Origin of the sequence: Nioella nitratireducens (assembly GCF_001879715.1) — a bacterium.
Lineage (GTDB): Bacteria > Pseudomonadota > Alphaproteobacteria > Rhodobacterales > Rhodobacteraceae > Nioella > Nioella nitratireducens.
Map to the genome: position 1 here is coordinate 116,966 of NZ_MNBW01000005.1, position 20,486 is coordinate 137,451.

Genomic DNA, 20,486 nt, shown 5'->3' on the forward strand with positions numbered 1-20,486 from the left:
AAAGCCTTGGCCTGGGCCCCGATTCACGTCGGTCATTGATCGACTCCCTCTGTTGTGTCGGAGTGGGTGTTCCGAGAGAACATCACAAATATCCGTTTTGAACTATCAGATGTTCAAAATGAACAAATCCAATACGGATCGAAAACCGTAAACAAGGGATCAATGCGGCGTCCGGTTGCCGGGCAGGGGTGATTCCCGCTTGGAGGTTGGCAACTGCGATCTATGAAAATCCAAGGGAGAGAGAGAATGACGAAACTGAACACTGCGATGCTGGCCGCCACCACCGCCCTCGCGGGCATGGCCTTTGCCGGTGCCGCGACCGCGCAGGACACCTGGCGCATCGGGATTACCCAGAACAACGTGGGCGTGGACAGCTACCAGACGACGTATGAAAGCGCCTTCATCGCCGCCGCAGAAGCCAACCCGAATGTCGAGGTGGTCGTCCTTGATGCCGGTGGCGACGTGGCCCGCCAGATCGCGCAAGTGCAGGATCTCATCCAGCAGGAAGTCGACGCGATCATTATCTGGCCGACCAACGGTCAGGCCGTGATCCCCGCTGTGCGTGAAGCCTTCCAGTCCGATATCCCGGTGATCGTGACCAACTCGAACATCGCGGAAGACGGCTTCCCGTTCGTGGCGTCCTTCTCGGGGCCCGACAACATTACCCAAGGCCGTCGCGCGGCGGAAATCATGTGCACCCGCTTTGAAGACCTGGGTATTCAGGACGAAGCGCAGATCGTGCAGATCACCGGTCAGCCGGGCTACACCACTGCCATCGAGCGCGCGCAGGGCTTTGAAGAACGCCTGCCCGAGGTCTGCCCGAACGTGACGCTGGTGGAAAGCCAGCCGGGCAATTGGAACCGCGAAGACGCGCAGCGCGTGATGGAAGCGTTCCTTGTCCAGTATGACAATATCGACGGTGTCTATTCCGGCGATGACAACATGGGCGTTGGCGCACTGAACGCTGCCCTTGCAGCCGGTCGCGCAGAGGGCATCACCTTCGTGGGGGCCACCAACTTCGCCGTGGGCTACGACGCCATGGGTCGTGGTGAATACTGGGGGTCCATCTACCAGTCGCCGGTGGATGACGCCGAGGCCGCGCTGCAAACCGCGCTCGACGTGCTGAACGGCGAGGACGTGCCGTTCCTCAACTACTTCGACACGCCGAAGATTACGCAAGAGAACATGGACCAGTACGACCGTCCGGTGTTCTGATTTTCCTCCCGCAGGGGGCCGGCCGGATCTTCCGCGTCGGCCCCTCGCACTGGAACGTCTCACAAGCCAGAATACAAAACCAAGGGAGGGCGTCATGGGACGTGTCTCGGGACGTGCCTGTATCGTGACGGGTGCCGCACAGGGGATCGGGCGCGCCATCGGGGAAGCGCTGCTCGACGAAGGGGCGGATGTGTGTTTCGCCGATATCAACGCCGACAAGGTGGCCGCCGTTGCCGATGCCAACCGCGAGCGGGCCGCGGAAAACGGCGGCAAGGTGATCTGGGCCGCCGTCGATGTGACCAAGCGCGAGCAGGTTCGCGCGATGATCGACAAGGCCGTCGCGGCCTTTGGTCGGCTCGATGTGAAATTCAACAATGCCGGGGTGAACAAGCCGATGAACTTCCTCGACGTGACCGAGGATAACTGGCGGTTCATCATGGATATCAACGGGCTTGGCTGCATGATCGGAATGCAGGAAGCCGCGCGCCAGATGATTGCGCAGGGCACGGGCGGCAAGATCGTGAACACCGCTTCGATCGCCAGCCGGCAAGGGTTCGATAACGTCGCGCCCTATTGCGCGTCGAAATTCGCCGTGGTCTCGTTGACGCAATCGGGTGCGCGCGATCTTGCCAAGCATGACATCACGGTGACCGGCTTTGCGCCGGGCGTGGTGGCCACGGAAATGTGGGAAGAGGTGGACCGCGACCTGATGGCCATCGGCGCAGCCGAGCGTCCGGGGCAGGCGATGGAGGAGTTTTCGGCCGATATCCTGAAAGGGCGGGTTGCCCGTCCTGACGATATCACCGGAACCACCACGTTCCTTGCGTCGCGCGACAGCGATTACATGACCGGTCAGATCGTGATGATCGACGGCGGCATGACACTGGTCTGAGGATCGGACGTTTCCGGCACCTCCCGAATGGCGGGGCTGGAGACTACTGGGAGGAAAGAGATGACGGACAGCAGAGCGAAGGCCCTTGGCGGCCTTCTGGCACGGCAGGGCATCCTGGTGGCCTTCGTGCTATTCATGGTCGGGTTTGCCCTGTGGAACCCGAGGTTCATCGGCATCGACAACGTGTTCGGGGTAATCCGGTCCTCGGCCATTCTGGGGGTCATGGCGCTTGGCGTGACCTTCGTGGTGATCGGCGGCAACCTTGACCTGTCGGTCGGGTCGATGATGTCGTTCTCGGCTATCGTGGTTCTGGACCTGCACGAAAATCCGGCTTTCGGGCCGGCGCTGGCGATTCCGGCGATGTTTGCCATGACCATGGCGCTCGGGGCGCTGATCGGCTTCCTTGTCGGCTATCTCAAGCTTAATTCGCTGATTGTCACGTTGGGAATGCTCTCGGCCATTCATGGGCTGACGCTGGCCTATAGTGGCGGGCAGAACATGGACATCGCCAACCAGCAGGCGACATGGTTCGGTGTCTTCGGACGCGGCACCGTGGCGGGCGTGCCGATCCCGGTGCTGATGTTCGGTGGGCTGGCGTTGATTCTGGCGGTCATATTGGCGAAGACGCCCTTTGGCCGAAAGGTCTACGCGGTCGGCGGCAACGGCACGGCGGCGACCTTTTCCGGTATCCCGCGCGCGCGGGTCGTTTTCATGACCTACCTGATCTCGTCTTTCTGCGTCGCCACGGCCGGCCTGATTCAGGCCAGCCGAACCATGGGCGCGCAGAACACCGTGGGCCAAGGGATGGAGCTTGAGGTTCTGGCCGCGGTTATCCTTGGCGGGGCCTCGCTGCTCGGCGGGTCCGGCACCGTGTTCAAGACCGTGATCGGCGTGCTGATCCTTGGCTTCATTCAGAACGGCCTGCTGTTGGCCGGACTGCAATTCTACGCTCAGTTCGTCGTGACCTGGGTCATCATCATCCTTGCGGTCTGGCTGGATATCGCGGCCAAGCGTGGCCGTCTCTGGTCACCGATCGCGTGAGGGAGGGGACAATGACAAAACCGACCCTATCCGGCCTGATCAAGAACGGCGCGATCTGGGGCTTCATCGTGTTGGAGCTGATCTTCTTCTCGGTCGCGGGCCATTTCTGGTCGATGTCCGAGAGCGCCTTCATGGATTTCGGCAACATGCTGCTGTTGCTCAAGCAATCGGCCCCCATCGGCATCATCGCCGTGGGCATGACCGTCATCATGATCAACGGCAATATCGACCTGAGCGTCGGGGCTACCTATGCCCTGTCCGCCGTGGTCATGCTCGACTCGATGAGTTGGCCGATCTTCGCCGGGCTTGGCGATTGGGTGATCCCGGTGGCATGGCTCTTGGCCCTGTTGACCGGTGTGACCCTTGGCCTGATCAACGGGTTGATCGTTTGGAAAACCGGCGTCGATGCCTTCATCGTGACCCTTGGCGCGATGCTGGGCTATCGCGGTCTGGTCTTCATGTATAACGGCGAGCAGCCGACCTATCACCTGAACTGGACCATGGTCGACATTGCCGAGGCCAACGTGCTGGGGCTGGAGACGCCCTCGCTCGTCCTGATCGCGGTGGTTGTGATCGTCTGGCTTTTGATGACGCGCACGGTGCATGGCCGCAACGCCTATGCCATCGGCGACAACCGCGAAGCGGCGGTGAATGCCGGTATCCGGGTCGGGCCACACATGCTGCTGAACTTTGCGTTGATCGGGTTCCTGTCTGCGCTGTCGGCGGTGGCCTTCTATTCCGCCAGCGGCTCGGTGAACCCCAATGACGGCACATTGTTCGAGTTGTGGGCCATCACGGCAGTGGTGCTTGGCGGCACCAAGCTGACCGGCGGCAGCGGCTCGATCATCGGCACCTTCGGCGGTGTCATTGCCATCCAGCTATTGCGCAAGGGGCTTGGCTATATCGGGGCTGACACCGAGACTGTGAACCTCGTGATCGGAACGATCCTGATCGCTGTCCTGTTCCTCGACAAGCAACTCAACCGCAAAGGACAAGAGGAGCTGAAGGTATGACCGATCAAACACCGGCCCTGCGGCTTGAAAACATCGTCAAGACCTTCCCCGGCGTGCGTGCGCTCGGCGGGGTGAGCTTCGAAGTCTTCCCCGGCGAAGTCCATGCCCTGATGGGCGAAAACGGGGCGGGGAAATCGACGCTTATGAAGGTGCTTGGCGGCATCTACCAGCCCGAGGAAGGCCGCATCTTCGTGGAAGAGGTCCAGACCGTGATGACATCGCCGCTTCAGGCCAAGGCCAAGGGCGTGATGTTCATCCACCAGGAACTGAGCCTTGCGGAAGAGTTGAGCGTGGCGGAAAACGTCTATCTGGGCGAGTTGCCGCGCAAGAGCTTTGGCCGCGTGGACTGGGCACGACTGTATGCCCAGACCGATGAAATCCTCGACCGGCTAAAGGTCAGCTTCAATGCCCGCACGCGGGTTGGGGATTTGTCGATCGCCAACCAGCAGATGGTGGAAATCGCCCGCGCCCTGACCGTGGAGGCCAAGGCGGTGATTTTTGATGAACCGACCGCCTCGCTGACCGATGCCGAGAAAGTCGTGCTGTTCGACGTGATCAGCGACCTGCGGGCCGATGGGGTGGGGATTGTCTACATTTCGCACCGGATGGAAGAAATCTTCAAGATCACCGACCGGATCTCGGTTCTGCGCGATGGCGAATACCGGGGCACCTTGGTCACCGCCGAGACCGACGAGGATGAAATCACCCAAATGATGATCGGGCGCAGCCTGGACCTGAGCCGGAACGCGGCCCCGGTCGAGGTCGGCGAGGTCGCCTTGCGGGTCGAAGGGCTGTCCTGTGGAGACCTGTTCCAGGATGTGAGTTTCGAGTTGCGGCAGGGCGAGGTCGTCGGCTTCTACGGTTTGGTGGGTGCAGGGCGCACCGAGATTGCCGAGACCCTCTTTGGACTGCGCACACCGTCGAGCGGCCGCATCTTCCTGAAAGACGAGGAGCTGAAAATCTCGTCGCCCATCGAGGCCATCGGGCACGGCATTTCGCTGGTGCCGGAAAGCCGCAAGGAACAGGGCCTGATCCTTGGCATGAATTGCCGGGACAACATCACCTTGCCACAGGTCGATGACATGACGGCGGGGCCCTTCGTGGCCGACGGGGCCGAGGTAGCGATCTTTGACCAGTACCGCGACCGGCTGCAAATCAAGACGCCGAGCTGGCGCACCTCTGTGGGCAGCCTGTCGGGCGGCAACCAGCAAAAGATCGTCATCGGCAAATGGCTGGCGATGCGGCCCGATGTGCTGATCGTCGACGAACCGACGCGCGGGATCGACGTGGGCTCCAAGTCGGAAATTCACAACCTGCTGCGCGATCTGGCCGCGCAGGGCTATGCCGTCATGGTGATCTCGTCGGAAATGCCCGAGGTGCTGCATGTGTCTGACCGGATCATCGCCATGTATCACGGGCGCATCATGCGCAAGTTCGGCGTCGGCGAGGTGACCGAGGACAGTCTGGTGCAGGCGATCTCGGGCATCGGCGGAGACGGGCAGGCCGCGTAATGCGTGTTGGATTTGCGGGGCTTGGCCGTATGGGCCAGCGCATGGCTGCGAACCTGATCGGGGCGGGGTATGACCTGACGGTCTGGACGCGGAACAGCGACAAGGCACAGGCGTTCGCGGTGGCGCAGGGATGCGCAGTCGCCGACAGCCCGCGCGCCCTGTCCGATGCGGTGGACGTGTTGGTCACGATGTTGGCCGACGATCCCGCTTCGCAAGACGTGCATCTGGGCGCGGACGGGCTGTTCAGGGGCACTCGCGCGCGCACCTTCGTGGAGATGGGCACGATGAGCCCCGCGCATATCGCCGCGCTGGCCGCCGCCGCGCCAGAAGGAGCCACCGTGATCGACGCGCCGGTGTCCGGTGCCACGCAGGCCGCCGCCGATGCGCAGCTGCTGATCATGGCAGGGGCAAAGGCCGACACGGTGGCAGAGGTCCAGCCGCTCTTTGACGCCATGGGCAAGGAGACCATCTGCCTTGGCCGCACTGGTGCGGGCGCGGTGATGAAACTGGCGGTCAACATGCTGATCCACGGCATCAACCAGACCTTCGCCGAGGCGATGACGCTGGCCGAGGCCTCCGGCATCCCCACCGGTGCAGCGTTCGAGGCGATCGAAGCGAGTGCCGCCTGCGCACCGATGCTGACGTATCGCAAGCCGCTCTACCTCGACGAGGCGGCCCATGACGTGACTTTCACCGTGGCACTCGCCCAGAAAGACATGCGGGTGACGGCGGCGCTGGCCGATTCCTACAACGTCGCGCTACCGCAATCGCGGGCCACGCTCGATATCCTCAACAAGGCGGTCGCCGCCGGGTATGACGCCCGCGACATGGCCGCCATCCTTGATTTCATGCGGGAGAGCAAACCATGAAAGCTGCGCTTTTTGTCGGGGGTTGGGAAGGCCACGCCCCCACCGATTTCAGTGATTGGTGCGAGGCCCTGCTGACCGACAACGGCTTTGAGGTCGATGTCTACAACACGCTGGAACCGCTGGAGCACCCCGAGACCCTGTCCGATGTCGACCTGATCGTGCCAATCTGGTCCTCGGCCCGGTCGGGCCACAAGGAAGAGTTCGGCAACATGACCAAGCCGCAGGAAGACGGGCTGTTGCAGCTTGTCTCGGAAGGGCGGGGCATCGCGGGCTGGCATGGCCATATGGGCGACGCGTTCCGCGACCGGCCAACCTATCATTTCTTGATCGGCGGGCAGTTCGTGGCGCATCCGCCGGGCTGGCCGGACAACCTGCAACCGCGCGAGGACTACATCGACTACGATGTGACCATCTGCAAACCCGCCGACCCGCTGGTCGAAGGCATCAAGAGCTTTCGCCTGCGGTCCGAGCAATATTACATGCTGGTGGACCCTTCGAACGAGGTTCTGGCCACGACGACCTTTTCCGGCGATCACCTGTGGTGGATCGAAGGCACGGTCATTCCCGTCGTCTGGAAGCGTCGGTGGGACAAGGGCCGCGTCTTCTATTGCTCGATCGGGCACGAGCTGGACGACCTGAAGGTGCCGCAGGTCACGGAAATCCTGCGCCGGGGCATGATCTGGGCGGCAACGCGGGGGTAAAACCCTGACTGGAAAGGGAAATGGTGCGGGCGGTGGGACTCGAACCCACACGGCACAAGGCCTTCGGATTTTAAGTCCGATATGTCTACCATTCCATCACGCCCGCATCTGGCCACCCGTCAATCGCGGGTGCCTGCAAACCGTTCCTGCCATGCCTCGCGGTCTTCGTCACTGATCTTGGCAAAAAGAACCTCTGGCACGGTAAAGCCGTGGCCCGGCTCCAGCACCGCCAATGCGTCACCGACCGAGCCCGGCCAGTCCGCGCCCTCTGTGCCCATGGCCGCCAGCATCTTGGCCGAGGCGTCGGGGATAAAGGGTGCCGACAACACCGCGTAGAACCGGATCAGGTTCAGCGATAGCCGCACGATGGCGGCGGCGCGCTCGGGGTCTTGTTTGAAGGCGGCCCAAGGCGCGGCGGCTTGCAGGTATTCGTTCCCGGCCACCCAGATCGCGCGCAGTTCGGCGGCGGATTTGCGGATTTCCATCGCCTCCATATGCGCTTCAAAGGCGTCGAGCTTTTCCTGAAGCTCGGCCACCAGCGCGAATTCCTGTTCGCCGTAGTCGCCGCCCTCTGGCACGACCTCGCCGAATTTCGACCGGCAGAACTTGGTGACGCGGCTGACGAAATTGCCGAGGACGTCGGCAAGGTCCTTGTTCACGGATTGCTGGAAATTTTCCCAGGTGAATTCGCTGTCCGAGCTTTCGGGCGCATGGGACAGCAGCCACCAACGCCAGTAGTCGGCGGGCAGGATGTCCAATGCCTGATCCATGAACACGCCGCGCCCGCGCGAGGTGCTGAACTGGCCACCGTCATAATTGAGGTAGTTGAACGACTTGATGTAATCGACCAGCTTCCACGGCTCGCCGGAACCGATGATCGTGGCCGGGAAGCTGAGGGTGTGGAAGGGCACGTTATCCTTGCCCATGAACTGGACATAGCGCACATCGCCCGCACCCTTGTCGGTGCGCCACCAGCGTTCCCAGTCGGCGTCGGTCTTGCCATTCGCCTCGGCCCATTCGGCACCGCAGGCGATGTATTCGATGGGGGCGTCGAACCAGACGTAGAAAACCTTGCCTTCCATGCCCGGCCAGTCCTCGTCCCCGCGCTTGACCGGGATGCCCCAGTCGAGATCGCGGGTGATGCCCCGGTCTTGCAGGCCGTCACCGTCGTTCAGCCATTTCTTGGCGATCGAGGTGGTCAGGACGGGCCAGTCGGACTTGGAGTCGATCCACGCCTCCAACTGGTCCTTCATCTGGCTTTGGCACAGGAACAGGTGCTTGGTTTCGCGCATTTCCAGATCGGTGGAGCCGGAAATCGTGGAATGCGGGTCGATCAGGTCGACCGGGTCAAGCTGCTTGGTGCAGTTGTCACACTGGTCGCCGCGCGCGCTGTCGAACCCGCAATTGGGGCAGGTGCCCTCGATGTAGCGGTCGGGCAGGAAGCGGCCATCGGCCTTGGAATACATCTGGTTTTCAGTGACTTCACGGATCAGCCCGGCCTCGGCCAGCGTGCCCGCGAAATGCTGGGTCAGGCGATGGTTCTGCGGGCTGGACGAGCGACCGAAATAGTCGAAGCTCAGGCGGAAGCCCTCGGCGATCTTGGCTTGGACCTCATGCATTTCGGCGCAATACGCGGCCACCGGCTTGCCGGCCTTGGCCGCGGCCAGTTCGGCAGGTGTGCCGTGCTCGTCCGTGGCGCACAGGAACATGACCTCGTTGCCGCGTCCACGTTGATAACGGGCATAAAGATCGGCGGGCAACTGAGAGCCCACGAGATTGCCCAGATGCTTGATCCCGTTGATATAGGGAATTGCCGAGGTGATGAGAATCCGTGCCATCTGACGCGCCTTTTTCCGTCTTCCACCGCCCCCTTTAACGAATGCATCCGGCTAGTTCCAGAACCCATGGGCGCTTGTGGCTAGGGTTTGGGCGACTTGCGGAAGATACGCCCCACGAGGAAGGTGGTGCGCGGCACCCAGACATAGGGCTGGCGCGTGCCAGAGCTTGGGCGGCGGCGCATCCTGATCAGGCCGAAGATCACCAGGATCAGGTGCGCGGCGGCGATGAAGACGAACAGCGCTGTCGGCCCGTAGAGCGTGATCAGGGCCGAGGTCAGCCACGGTGCGACGATGGCCCCGGCGGCAAAGAAGAACATCAGCGCGGCCGAAAGTTCGACCCGCTGGTGATCTTCGGTCCAGTCATGGGCATGGGCCGCCGAGATCGAGTAGATCGGGAAGGTCATCAGCCCGAAGAAGAACGCCGCGCTCATCACGGCCACTGTGCCAAAGCCCGATACCGCGATGGTGACGCCGCAGGCGGGCAGGGCGGCGATGGACATACCGATCAGAACCCACCGGCGATCGTAGCGGTCTGCCAGCCAGCCGACGGGCAGTTGCGCAATTGCGCCGCCCAAAACGAAGGCTGACAGGAAAAAGGCGATCTGGTCTGCCCGCAGGCCAACCTGCGCGCCGTAAAGCGGGCCGACCATTCTGAACGAGGCAGAGGACACGGCGGCCACCATTACCCCCGCCACCGCGAGGGGGGATTTGGACCACGCCAGCCCGGGGTTGAGGCGCGGGGCATTCGGGGTCTCGGGCTGCTTGGCCCGCGACAGCGTGATCGGCAGCAGCGTCGCACAGCACAGCAGGGCCAGCAGGTTGTAGGACACGTAGCTTGCCGGTTCGAGGATGCCGATCAGCATCTGCGCGGCCAGCGATCCGCCCATGTCCACCATCCGGTAACTGCCCATGGTGCGCCCGCGCGTGGCGTTGGTGACCTTGGACTGCAGCCACGCCTCGACCACCGTGTAGCAGCCCGCCACCGACAGGCCCGACGCCACCCGCATCAACGCCCATGCGTGCGGATCAAGCACCAGCATATGCGCCAGAAGCCCGATGGCGCCGGTCGCCGTGAAGGCCGCGAAGGCGCGGGAATGGCCGATCGTTCCCATCAGGCGCGGGGCCCACCAGCAGCCGATGAAAAAGCCGAGGTAATGGGCCGAGCCGAGCAGGCCGATCTGGTTGTTCGAGAACCCCAGAACGCTGCCTGACAGCACGTCGAGCGGCCCAACACCCCCGGTCGAGATCTGCAACAGGAAGATCGACAGGAACAGGGCGGCGAAGGAAATGAGCATGCGCATGGGCGGAGGGACCGGTGTTTTCGCTCAACCTGAGCGGGGCGGGAAGGCCCTGCTTTCTCATCCGCGACGTTTTCGGGGTCGTTTGAGGGCGCGTCTGTAAGGTGTAGCGATCTCTTCCGTCTGGGCAAGCCGGTTCATGGGCTGTCAGGCGGGGTGCAGGTCGCGGGGTGGGGCCGTGCCGGTGGCCTGGGCGATATCCGTGTCGGTCAGGGTCCAGCTTTTCGGTGGGGCCTGCCGTGCGCGCAGGCGGTGCAAGGTCCAGCGGCTGCGGCTGGCCTCGTGATCGGGCAAAAGCTGCCAGCGGGTTTCCACCCCCGCCGCGCCCCCGGTGCCGGGGGTCAGCAGCAGGCATAGCGGGGCTGCCCGCGCCTCGGCCCCGGTCTCGGCGGCCAGATGCAGGCGGCGCACCGGGGTCAGTCCCGGCGGTTCGGGCAATTCGCCGATCACCAGCGGCACTGCACCGGGGCGCAACGCCTCTTCCAGCGTCCACAGCAGATCCTCGGGCCGCGTCACCTCGACAAAGATCAGGCGACCGGGGTCGATCACCGGTTGCACCCCGCCCATATGCAGCCGGTCCGGGTGCCACGCGGGCCGCACCCACAGGATCGGGCCGGTGGTTTCGCGCGCTACCCACAGCGCCAGCCGCCGCCGGGCCGAGCCGCAAAATTCATGCGCCCGCGCCCGCGCCAGATCGAACCGCCCCAAGAGGCGCAGGGGCGCGGGGCCGGAACGCGGCGCGGTGCGGGTGAGGCGGGCAATCGACATGGGGGAAGTCTACATGTTCGCTAAATGTTCTGCAATCCGTGGCTTGTGCCCTGCCGGGAATGGCCTAGGTTTGGGCCAACGAAACGACGGACAGGACAGGATAAAATGCGCAAGGTTCCCTTTGGCTCGACGGGCCTGACGGTCTCGGAACTGTGCCTCGGCACGATGACATGGGGCAACCAGACCCCGCCAGAGGACGCGCATCGGCAAATGGACATGAGCCTCGCCGCCGGGATCGACATCGTGGACACTGCTGAGATGTACCCGGTGAACCCGGTCAGCAAAGAAACCGTGGGCGGCAGCGAGGCCATTCTCGGTGACTGGAACGCGGCCAACCCGTCGCGGCGCGGGGACTACATGCTCGCCACCAAGATTTCCGGCGAAAACGGCGGGTTCGTGCGTGATGGCGTGCCGATCAGCGGGGCCGAACTGCGCCGCGCACTGGACGGCTCGCTGAAACGGCTCAAGACCGATTATGTCGATCTCTACCAACTGCATTGGCCCAATCGCGGCTCGTTCCAGTTCCGCCAGAACTGGACCTATGACCCGAGCGGCCAGAACAAGGCCGAAACGCTGGCCCATATCACCGACGTGTTGGAAGAGGCCGAAAAACTGGTGGCCGAAGGCAAGATGCGGTTCATCGGTCTGTCCAACGAATCCTCGTGGGGCACCGCGCAATGGCTGCGCGTGTCCGAAGATCGGGGCCTGCCGCGCGTGCAGACGGTGCAGAACGAATATTCCCTGCTGTGCCGGATGTATGACACCGACATGGCCGAGATGTCGGTGAACGAGGACGTGACGCTCCTCTCCTTCTCGCCGCTCGCCGCAGGCTTCCTGACCGGGAAATACCAGAACGGCGCGGTGCCCGAGGGCTCTCGCATGTCGTTGGTGCCGGAAATGGGCGGTCGTAAATCCGCACGGGTGTTCGGCGCGGCGGCGGCCTATCTGGACATCGCAGACCGGCATGGGCTGGACCCGGTGCATATGGCACTGGCGTGGCAGCAAACGCGGCCCTTCCCGATCTCGGCCATTTTCGGCGCGACGACCTCGGCGCAACTGGACCGCATCCTTGACGCGGTGGATATCGAGCTGTGCCAGGACGTGCTGGACGAGATCACGGCGGCCCACAGGGCGCACCCGATGCCCTACTGAGCGGCCGGGCGCCGCCTGCGCCCTACCGCCCGGCCCTGAGGTCCGACACCGACTGGCCGAACGCCTTGCGAAAGGCGCGGGCCAGTGTCGAGGGGCCGGAAAACCCGGTGCGCACCGCGATTTCCTGCACCGTCAAGCCGGTGTCCAGCGCCAGTCGCCGGGCCTCGTTCAGGCGCAACCGCAGAAAGAAGGTGCCGGGGCCGATTTCCAGATGCTGGCGAAACAGCATTTCCAACCGCCGCGCCGACAGCCCGACCTGGCGGGCGATGGCGGCCATGGCGGGCGGCTCTTCCATCCGGTCTTCCATGATCGTCACGGCCTGCGCCACGGGGGGCGCGACAGCGGCCAGTCGGGCCTGCGGAACAAGGCGCTGCGGGGTGGGGCGATCCGCCGGATCATACAGCAATGCGTTGGCCACCTGCCCGGCCAGTTCCGCCCCGTGATGCGCGCGGATCAGGTGCAGCATCAGGTCCAGACAGGGTGCGGCCCCGCCGGTTGTCAGGGCAGGGCCGTCGATCACGAAGCGGTCGGGCAGCGGCTCCACATCCGGGAACGCGATCGAGAAGGCTTCCAGATCTTCCCAATGCGTCGTCGCGCAATGGCCGTTCAGCAACCCGGCCCGCGCCAGCACCCATGGGCCGCCATCGACGCCGCAATAGGAAATCTTGCGCCCGCGCAACTGCCGCAGCCAAGCCCGCAACGCGGGGGTCGCGTTGGCATCCAGCCGAAACCCTGCCACCATCACCAACAGGTCCATATCGGCATTCAGCGGCAGGGGATCGGTCTTGACCTCGACCCCACAGGTCAGGCTGAGCATTCCGCCTTGCGGCGACAGCACCTGCCAGTCATAGAGGGCCTTCCCCGCCCGCCGGTTGGCCGCGCGAAATGGGTCCAGCGCAGCCGCCATAGACAGCAGGTTGCAGTCCGGCAGCACAAGCAGGCCGATGCGGAACGGGCGCTCGCCGGGATTTCTTTTTCGAATTGCGGTATCAGTCATGATCCTTTCGTATAACGCAATGAATTGACTCGCAACTTGGCGTCTCATGTCCTCCAAACCGAGGATGGAGACGAGAATGCCCCTGACCCCTACACGCGACGTGTTCATTACCTGTGCGGTCACCGGCTCTGGCGGGACGCAGGATCGCAGCCCGCATGTGCCGCGCAGCCCTGAACAGATTGCCGAAAGCGCCATTGCCGCCGCCAAGGCCGGTGCCGCGGTTGTCCATTGCCATGTGCGCGACCCCGAAACCGGCACCCCCTCGCGCGAGCTGGAATACTACCGTGAGGTCACTGACCGTATCCGCGCCGCCGATGTGGACGTGGTGCTGAACCTGACCGCCGGGATGGGCGGCGACATCACCTTCGGCTCGACCGAGGCGCCGCTGCCGGTAAACGAGGCGGGAACCGACATGATCGGCGCGACCGAGCGGTTGGCCCACGTTGCCGACTGCCTGCCCGAGATCTGTACCCTCGATTGCGGCACGATGAACTTCGCCGAAGCCGACTACGTGATGACCAACACCCCCGGCATGTTGCGTGCCATGGGCCAGATGATGACCGATCTGGGCGTGAAGCCAGAAATCGAGGCGTTTGACACCGGCCATCTGTGGTTTGCCAAGCAACTGGTGGACGAAGGCATCCTGACCGATCCGGCCCTTGTCCAGCTTTGCATGGGGGTGCCATGGGGCGCGCCCAATGACCTCAACACCTTCATGGCGATGGTGAACAACGTGCCGTCCACCTGGACCTTCTCGGCCTTCTCGCTTGGCCGCAACCAGATGGATTATGTGGCTGCCTCCGTTCTGGCGGGCGGGCATGTGCGCGTCGGGCTGGAAGACAACCTTTGGCTCGGCAAGGGCGAATTGGCGACGAATGCGCAACTGGTCGAGCGGGCCGTCGGCATCGTCGAGCGGATGGGCAGCCGCGTGATGACACCGGCGGAGGTGCGCGAGAAGCTCGGGCTTGTCAAGCGCGCGCCGAAAGGGTGAGGGAGATCCATGCTGGGGCTTGAAAACGCGCGGGTTCTGATCACCGCCGGTGCGGCGGGGATCGGTCGGGTCATGGCGGAAAGCTTCGCGTCCCAAGGCGCGCGGGTCGCCGTGTGCGACGTGGATGAAGCGGCCTGTGCCCAGATGACAGAGGCCAATCCCGGCATCCTCGTCCGGCAGGTGGACGTGACCGACCAGATGCAGGTCGACGGGTTCTTCGACGAGGTGCTGGACGGTTTCGGCGGGCTCGACGTGGCCGCCGCAAATGCCGGGATCGGCGGGCCAGCCGCCGCGATCGAGGACCAGACTCTGGACGGCTGGAAGGCGACACTGGCCGTCAACCTCGACGGGGCCTTCCTGACCGCCCGCCGCGCGGCCCCGGTGATGAAGGCGCAGGGATCGGGGCTGTTGCTGCTGACCTCGTCAACATCCGGCCTCTTCGGGCACCCCTATCGCTCGCCCTACGCGACCGCGAAATGGGGCATCCTTGGCCTGATGAAGACGCTGGCGATGGAGCTTGGCCCCTTCGGCATCCGCGTCAACGCCCTCTGCCCCGGCGCGGTGGAAGGGCCTCGCATGGATCGGGTTGTCGCCAACGAGGCAAGGGCGCGCGGGATCAGCGAAGACGAGGTGCGCCAGATCTATGTGAAGGGCGTCTCGATGAAGACATGGGTGACGGCCGAGGACGTGGCCAACATGGCCCTCTTCCTTGCCTCTGATTTGGGCGCGAAAGTGTCGGGGCAGGCGATGGCCGTTGATGGACATACGGAAACGAACGGGGATTGAAATGAGCAAGACAGTAGCCATTCTGGGCGGCGGTGTGATCGGTGGGGGATGGGCCGCGCGCTTTCTTTTGATGGGCTGGGACGTGCGGGTGTTCGACCCGTCGCCTACGGCGGAAGAGGCCTTGCAAGGAATGCTCGACCGCGCACGCAAGGCACTGCCCGCACTATACGACGTTGGGTTGCCCGCCGAGGGCAGGCTCAGCTTTCACGACACGATCAGCGAGGCCGTCACCGGGGCAGTCTGGATTCAGGAAAGCGTGCCGGAACGCCTTGAACTGAAACAGAAACTCTACCAGCAGGTGCAGTCGGTCTGTGACCCCGAGGCGATCATCGCCTCATCAACCTCGGGCTTCATGCCGAGCGAGTTGCAGGGCTGCGCGACGCGACCTGGCCAGATCGTCGTGGCGCATCCGTTCAATCCGGTCTACCTGCTGCCGCTGATCGAACTTGTGGGGTCGGACAAGACCGCGCCGGGGCTGCTGGACAAGGCCGAGGCGCTGCTGCGCGAGGTGGGGATGTTCCCGTTGCGGGTGCGGGCGGAAATTCCCGCCCATATCGCCGACCGGTTCCTTGAGGCTGTGTGGCGCGAGGCGCTGTGGCTGATCAAGGATGGCGTGGCGACGACCGAGGAAATCGACGATGCGATCCGCATGGGGTTTGGCCTTCGGTGGGGGCAGATGGGCCTGTTCGAGACCTACCGCGTGGCGGGGGGACCGGCGGGGATGAAGCATTTCATCAGCCAATTCGGCCCGGCGCTGGAATGGCCGTGGACCAAGCTGATGGACGTGCCGGAATTGACCGAAGAGTTGGTGGATATGATCGCCAGCCAGTCCGATGCACAGTCGGGTCATATGTCGATTGCCGAGCTTGAATCCCTGCGTGATGGCAACCTTACGGCCATGATGCGCAGCCTGAAACAGCGCGAGGCGGCCGTGGGTAAAGTTTTGAAAGACCACGAGAAAACCCTTGCCCCAGACATGCCCGACCTGATGGCGCCGATGGTGACTTTGCGGCGGCAGGTGCCGACGGATTGGGGGGATGGAAACGGGCATATGAACGAGGCGCGCTACATGCAGGCGATGTCCGAGGCGAGCGATTGGTTCCTGCTGTGGATCGGATGCACGCCTGAGTATATCGCCGAGCGCGGAAGCTGGTTCACGGTCGAGAACCATGTGCGTTACCTGGCCGAGGTGATGATCGGGGAAGAGATCACGGTCACGACGCAAGTTCTGGAAGGAAAAGGCAAGAAACTCAAGCTCTTCCACACCATCCATTGCGGCGATCGGGTGGCCGCGACAGCGGAGCAATTCCTGATCCATGTCAGCATGATCACCCGCCGGGCCGAGGATCCGCCTGCGGAAATGGCCGCGCTGATCGAGCAGATCGTGACCGCCCATGCAAGCGTTCCGATGCCCGAAGGGGCCGGCGGAACCGGGCGGAAATAGGCCCAAAAGAGGCCGTCGCCGGGCGTACACCCACCGTGCACCCCCTGTGCACCCCCCGTACACCGGTTTGGCGGTTTTCGGGGGGCGGTTTGGCGATCGCGCGACGCTATTCGCGCGACTGCGTTGCAGAACCGTGTGCGAGGGCTGGAAGCCGCCGTTCGCGCCGGATTGGGGCAATGGCTTTGACGCGGTTCGTCCTCACCGCGCCACGCCCCGCAGGCCCTTCAGGTGCCCCGGCAGGTCGCGGGCCGACACCGTGGCTTCGCGCACCAGCCAGTCGAAGTGGCGGGTGACGGCGCGGACGCGGTCGCGGTCGCGGAAGGCGACGTAGTAGCGGCCCAGATAGATTGCCGCCAGCTTGGGGCCGAAGATGGTGATCGGCGCGGAATAGACCCGATGCGCGTCGTAGAGGAAGATGCGCAAGGTGGGGTAAAGCTGGTCGTGCACATCCAGAATCCAGTCGATCTGTTCGCGGCGCTGGGCGGCGCTGATCCCGGCATAGTAGCCGGTTCCAGCGGCGAAGCTTTGCAGCCTGTGCAGCGGCAGGGCAATTTCGTAATCGCATTCGGTCGAGCGCATCCAGTCGAGCCGGGCCTCGGCGGCGGCGATGGCCTGACCGGGGGTGCGGTTGGTGGTGGGGGCGTATTCCCATTCCATCACCGCGCGGGTCTTGATCATGTCGGGCAGGGTCGCCGGGACATGGCGGATCTTGTAGCCCGCCGCCTCCTTGTGCCACGCGAAAATCTGGTCTTCGGCAGAGGTCGCGCGTTCGGCCTCGGTCAGGGTGGCGGCGAGCAGGTGCGCCGCGCGTTCGGGCTGGTCCGACAGGCCAAGCAGCCAGTCTGCCGACACTTCCAACGCCAATGCGCAGGCCGCGACGAGGTGGCCGCCGGGCATCCGCGCATCCTCGGCCGCCAAGAGCTGGGTGATGGTGGAGCGGTCGACGCCGGTGGCCCGAGACAGTGCCGCGCGGCTTAGCCCGGATTGCGCCATCGCCTCGGTCAAGCGGGTGCGGAAAAGGCCCGCCCGGTCAGGTTTGTTGAGCGATGTGTGCATCGTTTGATTTTATCACCATTGTTGACTTCTTGTGGAGAATTCCCGGACTGCCCCGAAAAAGCAAGCGGTGATAGACAGATGAAACGGGCCACCAAGGGACTGGCAGCCCGGATCACGAACAAAATGAGGTGAAGAATGCGGGTCGAATGGCCGACCGTGCTGCTGATTGCGGCCTGTTACATGGTGTGGGCGCTTGGGCTGTTCTGGCTGCCCGGTCTCTGGATGCCGCTCGCCTTTGCCGCCCTCGTCTTTGCCATCGCGCTGCAATGCTCGCTGCAACATGAGGTTATCCATGGCCACCCGTTTGCGGGCCGGACATGGGGCGCGCCGCTGGTTTATGCGTCGCTGAACCTGGCCATTCCTTATGGCCGGTTCCGCGACACCCACCTGTCGCATCACCTCGATAGCAACCTGACCGACCCATATGACGACCCCGAGAGCAATTACCTCGACCCGGCGGTCTGGGGGCGCTTGACCGGGCCTGTGAAGGGCCTTTTGCGGCTGAACAACACGCTTCTGGGACGGATGGCTTTGGGGCCGCTCGTCGGGCAGATCACCTTCATCGCCGATGACGCACGGCAAATCCGGGCGGGCAATCGCCGGGTTCTGGGCAGTTGGCTGGGGCATATCGCGGCGTCGGTGCCGGTGATCTGGCTGGTGGTGGCCTCGCCTATGCCGCTGTGGCTGTATCTCGTGGCCTGCTACCTGGCGCTCGGGATGCTCAAGATCCGCACCTTTCTGGAACACCAGGCCCATGAAAAGGTGCGCGGGCGCACTGTGATCATCGAGGATCGGGGGCCGCTGGCCTTTCTCTTTCTCAACAACAACCTGCATGTCGTGCATCACATGCACCCGCGCACGCCGTGGTATCGGCTGCCGCAGCTTTATTTCCCCAACCGCGAGAAATACCTGACGCGCAATGCGGGCTATCGCTATGCCAGCTATGCCGAGGTCTTTCGCCGCTATTTGGTGACCGCGAAAGACCCGGTGCCGCATCCGCTCTGGCCGCGCGACTGATTTGACTTGCCAAGGCGGCGGGGCCGGGGGATGTAACGGCCATGCCCCTCTGGATCCCTGTCACATTGTTTGCCGCCTTCATGCAGAACCTGCGGTTCCTGTTGCAGCGGCACCTGAAGGTGACGACGCTGTCGACCGCCGGCGCGACATGGGCGCGGTTCCTGTATTCCGCGCCGTTGGTGGCGGTGGTGGTCTGGGGGGCTGCGCAGATCACGGGCGAGGCGTTGCCGGTGCCCAACCTGCGCTTTTGGGCCTTTATCCTGTCGGGCGGGCTGGCGCAGATCGTGGCCACCATGTGCGTGGTGGCGCTGTTTTCGCGGCGCAATTTCCCGGTCGGCATCACCTTGGCCAAGACCGAGGTGATCCTGACCGCGCTGTTGGGGCTGGTCATTCTGGGCGAGGGCGTATCGACGCCGGTGCTGATTGCCATCGGGGTGGGCTTTGTCGGAGTGGTGCTGCTGTCGGACCCGCCCAGGACCGACGTTATCCTGCATTGGCGGTCGCGGCTGTTCAACGCGGCCTCGGGCTATGGCATCGCGTCGGGCGTGCTCTTTGGGGTGTCGGCCGTGGGCTATCGCGGGGCATCGCTGGCGCTGGAGTCCGGCGCGGTGTTTTTGCGCGCGTCCTTCACCCTGTCGGCGGCGACGGCGGTGCAGACCGTTGTTCTTGGCCTGTGGCTTTTCTGGCGCGAGCGCGACGAGATCGGCAAGGTGCTGGCCTCGTGGCGGGTGTCGTCGCTGGTGGGGCTGACCTCGATGCTTGGCTCGCTTGGCTGGTTCACGGCCTTTACGCTGCAAACGGCGGCCTATGTGAAGGCGCTTGGGCAGATCGAGCTGCTGTTCACCTTTCTGTTCTCGGTCTTCTGGCTCAAGGAACGCTCCTCGGGCAAGGAGATCGGCGGTGCGGCGTTGATCGTGGCAAGCCTGTTCCTGATCCTGTGGGGGGCGCTTTGAGATGCAGATTTTCCTGAGCATCGCACCGGTTTTCGTGATGATCTGCCTTGGCTACGCGCTGCGGCGGGGCGGGATTCCGTCGACCGAGTTCTGGAACCTCAATGACCGGCTGGTCTATTTCCTGCTGATGCCCGCCCTGTTCTTCGTTCGTATCTCGACCGCCGACCTGTCGGGAGAAACCTTGGCCTCGCTCGCCTCGGTCATGTATCTGGCGTTTTTCCTGACCATGGGGTTCGGCATGCTGGCGGGGCTGGCGATCCGGCGGGACGGGACAGTCGTGACCTCTTTGTTGCAGGGGGTGGGGCGGTTCAACACCTTTATCGGGCTGGCTGTGGCCGAGGCGCTTTATGGCGCGCCCGCGCTGCAAATCGCGGTGCTGACGGCGGCGGCGCTGGTGCCGGTGGTCAACCTGACGGTGGTCAGCCTGTTTGCGGTTTACCTGCCCCATCCCGGCGCGCGGCCCGTGGTCACGGCGCTGAAGGGGCTGGCCAGGAACCCGCTGATCCTGTCGATCCTGGCCGGGCTGGGGGCGAACCTGTTGGGCCTTGGCGGCTTGCCGGTGCTGCACCAGACGCTGTCCATTCTGGGGGCTGCGGCGTTGCCGATCATGCTGCTGTGCGTGGGGGCAAACCTGAAACTGCGCGGCCTGTCGGGGGATGCGGGGCCGATCGTGCTGTCGGCCTTGGGCAAGCTGGTGGTGTTTCCGGGCGTGGTGGTGGTGCTGGCGATGGCCCTGGGCGTTGCCCCGATGGAGGCGCAGGTGCTGCTGATTTACGGCGCGCTGCCGACGGGGGTGGCGTCGTATACGCTGTCGCGGCAATTGGGGGGCGATGCGCCGCTGATGGCGGCGATGATCACGGTGCAGACATTGCTGAGCTTTGCCGCCATGCCGATCTGGATCGCGCTTGGCGAGGCGCTGTTTCTGGCGGGGTAGGGTCGGAGCG

At 64.0% G+C, this 20,486-nt stretch carries 19 protein-coding genes and 1 tRNA gene; 14 read left to right on the plus strand and 6 right to left on the minus strand.

What is annotated here, in order from left to right; all coding sequences use genetic code 11:
* The first annotated feature begins 246 nt into the window (after positions 1 to 246).
* The 7 genes from BKY27_RS06115 (at position 247) to BKY27_RS06145 (ending at position 7,242) form a co-directional block, all read left to right on the plus strand.
* Positions 247 to 1,215: a sugar ABC transporter substrate-binding protein gene (locus tag BKY27_RS06115; RefSeq protein WP_084667875.1), complete on the plus strand. Its 969-nt coding sequence runs from the start codon at positions 247 to 249 to the stop codon at positions 1,213 to 1,215.
* A gap of 94 nt (positions 1,216 to 1,309) precedes the next feature.
* On the plus strand, positions 1,310 to 2,107 hold the full coding sequence (locus BKY27_RS06120) for an SDR family NAD(P)-dependent oxidoreductase (protein ID WP_071673563.1): 798 nt from the start codon (positions 1,310 to 1,312) through the stop codon (positions 2,105 to 2,107).
* A 60-nt stretch (positions 2,108 to 2,167) separates the two neighbouring features.
* Positions 2,168 to 3,148 (plus strand): ABC transporter permease, encoded by a 981-nt coding sequence (locus BKY27_RS06125; protein WP_071673564.1) that lies wholly within the window; start codon positions 2,168 to 2,170, stop codon positions 3,146 to 3,148.
* Between the two features lie 11 nt (positions 3,149 to 3,159).
* A complete protein-coding gene (locus BKY27_RS06130) occupies positions 3,160 to 4,161 on the plus strand; it encodes an ABC transporter permease (RefSeq protein ID WP_071673565.1) in 1,002 nt (333 codons plus the stop codon).
* Complete coding sequence (locus BKY27_RS06135; protein ID WP_071673566.1) at positions 4,158 to 5,672, plus strand: sugar ABC transporter ATP-binding protein; 1,515 nt, start codon at positions 4,158 to 4,160, stop codon at positions 5,670 to 5,672. The genes BKY27_RS06130 and BKY27_RS06135 overlap by 4 nt, the downstream gene beginning before the upstream one ends.
* Positions 5,672 to 6,541, plus strand: coding sequence for an NAD(P)-dependent oxidoreductase (locus BKY27_RS06140; protein ID WP_071673567.1), 870 nt, complete (start codon positions 5,672 to 5,674; stop codon positions 6,539 to 6,541). Before BKY27_RS06135 ends, BKY27_RS06140 begins: the two co-directional genes overlap by 1 nt.
* Entirely contained in the window at positions 6,538 to 7,242 is a 705-nt protein-coding gene (locus BKY27_RS06145) for a ThuA domain-containing protein (protein WP_071673568.1), read from the plus strand. Before BKY27_RS06140 ends, BKY27_RS06145 begins: the two co-directional genes overlap by 4 nt.
* Positions 7,243 to 7,263: 21 nt before the next feature.
* Here the strand turns inward: BKY27_RS06145 and BKY27_RS06150 are convergent.
* The 4 genes from BKY27_RS06150 to BKY27_RS06165 form a co-directional block, all read right to left on the minus strand.
* Positions 7,264 to 7,348: transfer RNA gene (locus tag BKY27_RS06150), tRNA-Leu, on the minus strand.
* A gap of 13 nt (positions 7,349 to 7,361) precedes the next feature.
* Positions 7,362 to 9,080, minus strand: coding sequence for a methionine--tRNA ligase (gene metG / locus BKY27_RS06155; protein ID WP_071673569.1), 1,719 nt, complete (start codon positions 9,078 to 9,080; stop codon positions 7,362 to 7,364).
* 80 nt (positions 9,081 to 9,160) lie between these two features.
* Positions 9,161 to 10,381 (minus strand): MFS transporter, encoded by a 1,221-nt coding sequence (locus BKY27_RS06160; RefSeq protein WP_071673570.1) that lies wholly within the window; start codon positions 10,379 to 10,381, stop codon positions 9,161 to 9,163.
* Positions 10,382 to 10,525: 144 nt separating this feature from the next.
* A complete protein-coding gene (locus BKY27_RS06165) occupies positions 10,526 to 11,146 on the minus strand; it encodes an ImuA family protein (protein ID WP_071673571.1) in 621 nt (206 codons plus the stop codon).
* A 105-nt stretch (positions 11,147 to 11,251) separates the two neighbouring features.
* Between BKY27_RS06165 and BKY27_RS06170 the strand changes: the two genes are divergently transcribed.
* Entirely contained in the window at positions 11,252 to 12,298 is a 1,047-nt protein-coding gene (locus BKY27_RS06170) for an aldo/keto reductase (protein WP_071673572.1), read from the plus strand.
* Positions 12,299 to 12,320: 22 nt separating this feature from the next.
* Here the strand turns inward: BKY27_RS06170 and BKY27_RS06175 are convergent, their stop codons facing one another.
* Entirely contained in the window at positions 12,321 to 13,295 is a 975-nt protein-coding gene (locus tag BKY27_RS06175; protein WP_071673573.1) for a GlxA family transcriptional regulator, read from the minus strand.
* A 76-nt stretch (positions 13,296 to 13,371) separates the two neighbouring features.
* Between BKY27_RS06175 and BKY27_RS06180 the strand changes: the two genes are divergently transcribed.
* Genes BKY27_RS06180 through BKY27_RS06190 form a run of 3 tightly spaced genes read left to right on the plus strand, consistent with a single transcriptional unit; the run spans position 13,372 to position 16,516 of the window.
* The gene (locus BKY27_RS06180) at positions 13,372 to 14,286 is read left to right on the plus strand and encodes a BKACE family enzyme (RefSeq protein ID WP_071673574.1); all 915 of its coding nucleotides are present in this window, start codon (positions 13,372 to 13,374) and stop codon (positions 14,284 to 14,286) included.
* Positions 14,287 to 14,295: 9 nt separating this feature from the next.
* On the plus strand, positions 14,296 to 15,072 hold the full coding sequence (locus BKY27_RS06185; protein ID WP_071673575.1) for an SDR family oxidoreductase: 777 nt from the start codon (positions 14,296 to 14,298) through the stop codon (positions 15,070 to 15,072).
* A 1-nt stretch (position 15,073) separates the two neighbouring features.
* Positions 15,074 to 16,516, plus strand: coding sequence for a carnitine 3-dehydrogenase (locus BKY27_RS06190; RefSeq protein WP_071673576.1), 1,443 nt, complete (start codon positions 15,074 to 15,076; stop codon positions 16,514 to 16,516).
* Between the two features lie 198 nt (positions 16,517 to 16,714).
* Here the strand turns inward: BKY27_RS06190 and BKY27_RS06195 are convergent, their stop codons facing one another.
* Positions 16,715 to 17,572 (minus strand): helix-turn-helix domain-containing protein, encoded by an 858-nt coding sequence (locus tag BKY27_RS06195; protein ID WP_071673577.1) that lies wholly within the window; start codon positions 17,570 to 17,572, stop codon positions 16,715 to 16,717.
* Between the two features lie 135 nt (positions 17,573 to 17,707).
* Between BKY27_RS06195 and BKY27_RS06200 the strand changes: the two genes are divergently transcribed.
* Genes BKY27_RS06200 through BKY27_RS06210 form a run of 3 tightly spaced genes read left to right on the plus strand, consistent with a single transcriptional unit; the run spans position 17,708 to position 20,476 of the window.
* On the plus strand, positions 17,708 to 18,589 hold the full coding sequence (locus BKY27_RS06200) for a fatty acid desaturase (RefSeq protein WP_071673578.1): 882 nt from the start codon (positions 17,708 to 17,710) through the stop codon (positions 18,587 to 18,589).
* Between the two features lie 41 nt (positions 18,590 to 18,630).
* A complete protein-coding gene (locus BKY27_RS06205) occupies positions 18,631 to 19,542 on the plus strand; it encodes a DMT family transporter (protein WP_071673579.1) in 912 nt (303 codons plus the stop codon).
* Between the two features lies 1 nt (position 19,543).
* Positions 19,544 to 20,476, plus strand: coding sequence for an AEC family transporter (locus BKY27_RS06210; RefSeq protein WP_071673580.1), 933 nt, complete (start codon positions 19,544 to 19,546; stop codon positions 20,474 to 20,476).
* Positions 20,477 to 20,486 lie beyond the last annotated feature (10 nt).

Bases quoted from the DNA above. Each gene is read 5' to 3' on its own strand.
- BKY27_RS06115 (WP_084667875.1), top strand. From the start codon at position 247: ATGACGAAACTGAACACTGCGATGCTGGCCGCCACCACCGCCCTCGCG.
- BKY27_RS06120 (WP_071673563.1), top strand. From the start codon at position 1,310: ATGGGACGTGTCTCGGGACGTGCCTGTATCGTGACGGGTGCCGCACAG.
- BKY27_RS06125 (WP_071673564.1), top strand. From the start codon at position 2,168: ATGACGGACAGCAGAGCGAAGGCCCTTGGCGGCCTTCTGGCACGGCAG.
- BKY27_RS06130 (WP_071673565.1), top strand. From the start codon at position 3,160: ATGACAAAACCGACCCTATCCGGCCTGATCAAGAACGGCGCGATCTGG.
- BKY27_RS06135 (WP_071673566.1), top strand. From the start codon at position 4,158: ATGACCGATCAAACACCGGCCCTGCGGCTTGAAAACATCGTCAAGACC.
- BKY27_RS06140 (WP_071673567.1), top strand. From the start codon at position 5,672: ATGCGTGTTGGATTTGCGGGGCTTGGCCGTATGGGCCAGCGCATGGCT.
- BKY27_RS06145 (WP_071673568.1), top strand. From the start codon at position 6,538: ATGAAAGCTGCGCTTTTTGTCGGGGGTTGGGAAGGCCACGCCCCCACC.
- metG (WP_071673569.1), bottom strand. From the start codon at position 9,080: ATGGCACGGATTCTCATCACCTCGGCAATTCCCTATATCAACGGGATC.
- BKY27_RS06160 (WP_071673570.1), bottom strand. From the start codon at position 10,381: ATGCGCATGCTCATTTCCTTCGCCGCCCTGTTCCTGTCGATCTTCCTG.
- BKY27_RS06165 (WP_071673571.1), bottom strand. From the start codon at position 11,146: ATGTCGATTGCCCGCCTCACCCGCACCGCGCCGCGTTCCGGCCCCGCG.
- BKY27_RS06170 (WP_071673572.1), top strand. From the start codon at position 11,252: ATGCGCAAGGTTCCCTTTGGCTCGACGGGCCTGACGGTCTCGGAACTG.
- BKY27_RS06175 (WP_071673573.1), bottom strand. From the start codon at position 13,295: ATGACTGATACCGCAATTCGAAAAAGAAATCCCGGCGAGCGCCCGTTC.
- BKY27_RS06180 (WP_071673574.1), top strand. From the start codon at position 13,372: ATGCCCCTGACCCCTACACGCGACGTGTTCATTACCTGTGCGGTCACC.
- BKY27_RS06185 (WP_071673575.1), top strand. From the start codon at position 14,296: ATGCTGGGGCTTGAAAACGCGCGGGTTCTGATCACCGCCGGTGCGGCG.
- BKY27_RS06190 (WP_071673576.1), top strand. From the start codon at position 15,074: ATGAGCAAGACAGTAGCCATTCTGGGCGGCGGTGTGATCGGTGGGGGA.
- BKY27_RS06195 (WP_071673577.1), bottom strand. From the start codon at position 17,572: ATGCACACATCGCTCAACAAACCTGACCGGGCGGGCCTTTTCCGCACC.
- BKY27_RS06200 (WP_071673578.1), top strand. From the start codon at position 17,708: ATGCGGGTCGAATGGCCGACCGTGCTGCTGATTGCGGCCTGTTACATG.
- BKY27_RS06205 (WP_071673579.1), top strand. From the start codon at position 18,631: ATGCCCCTCTGGATCCCTGTCACATTGTTTGCCGCCTTCATGCAGAAC.
- BKY27_RS06210 (WP_071673580.1), top strand. From the start codon at position 19,544: ATGCAGATTTTCCTGAGCATCGCACCGGTTTTCGTGATGATCTGCCTT.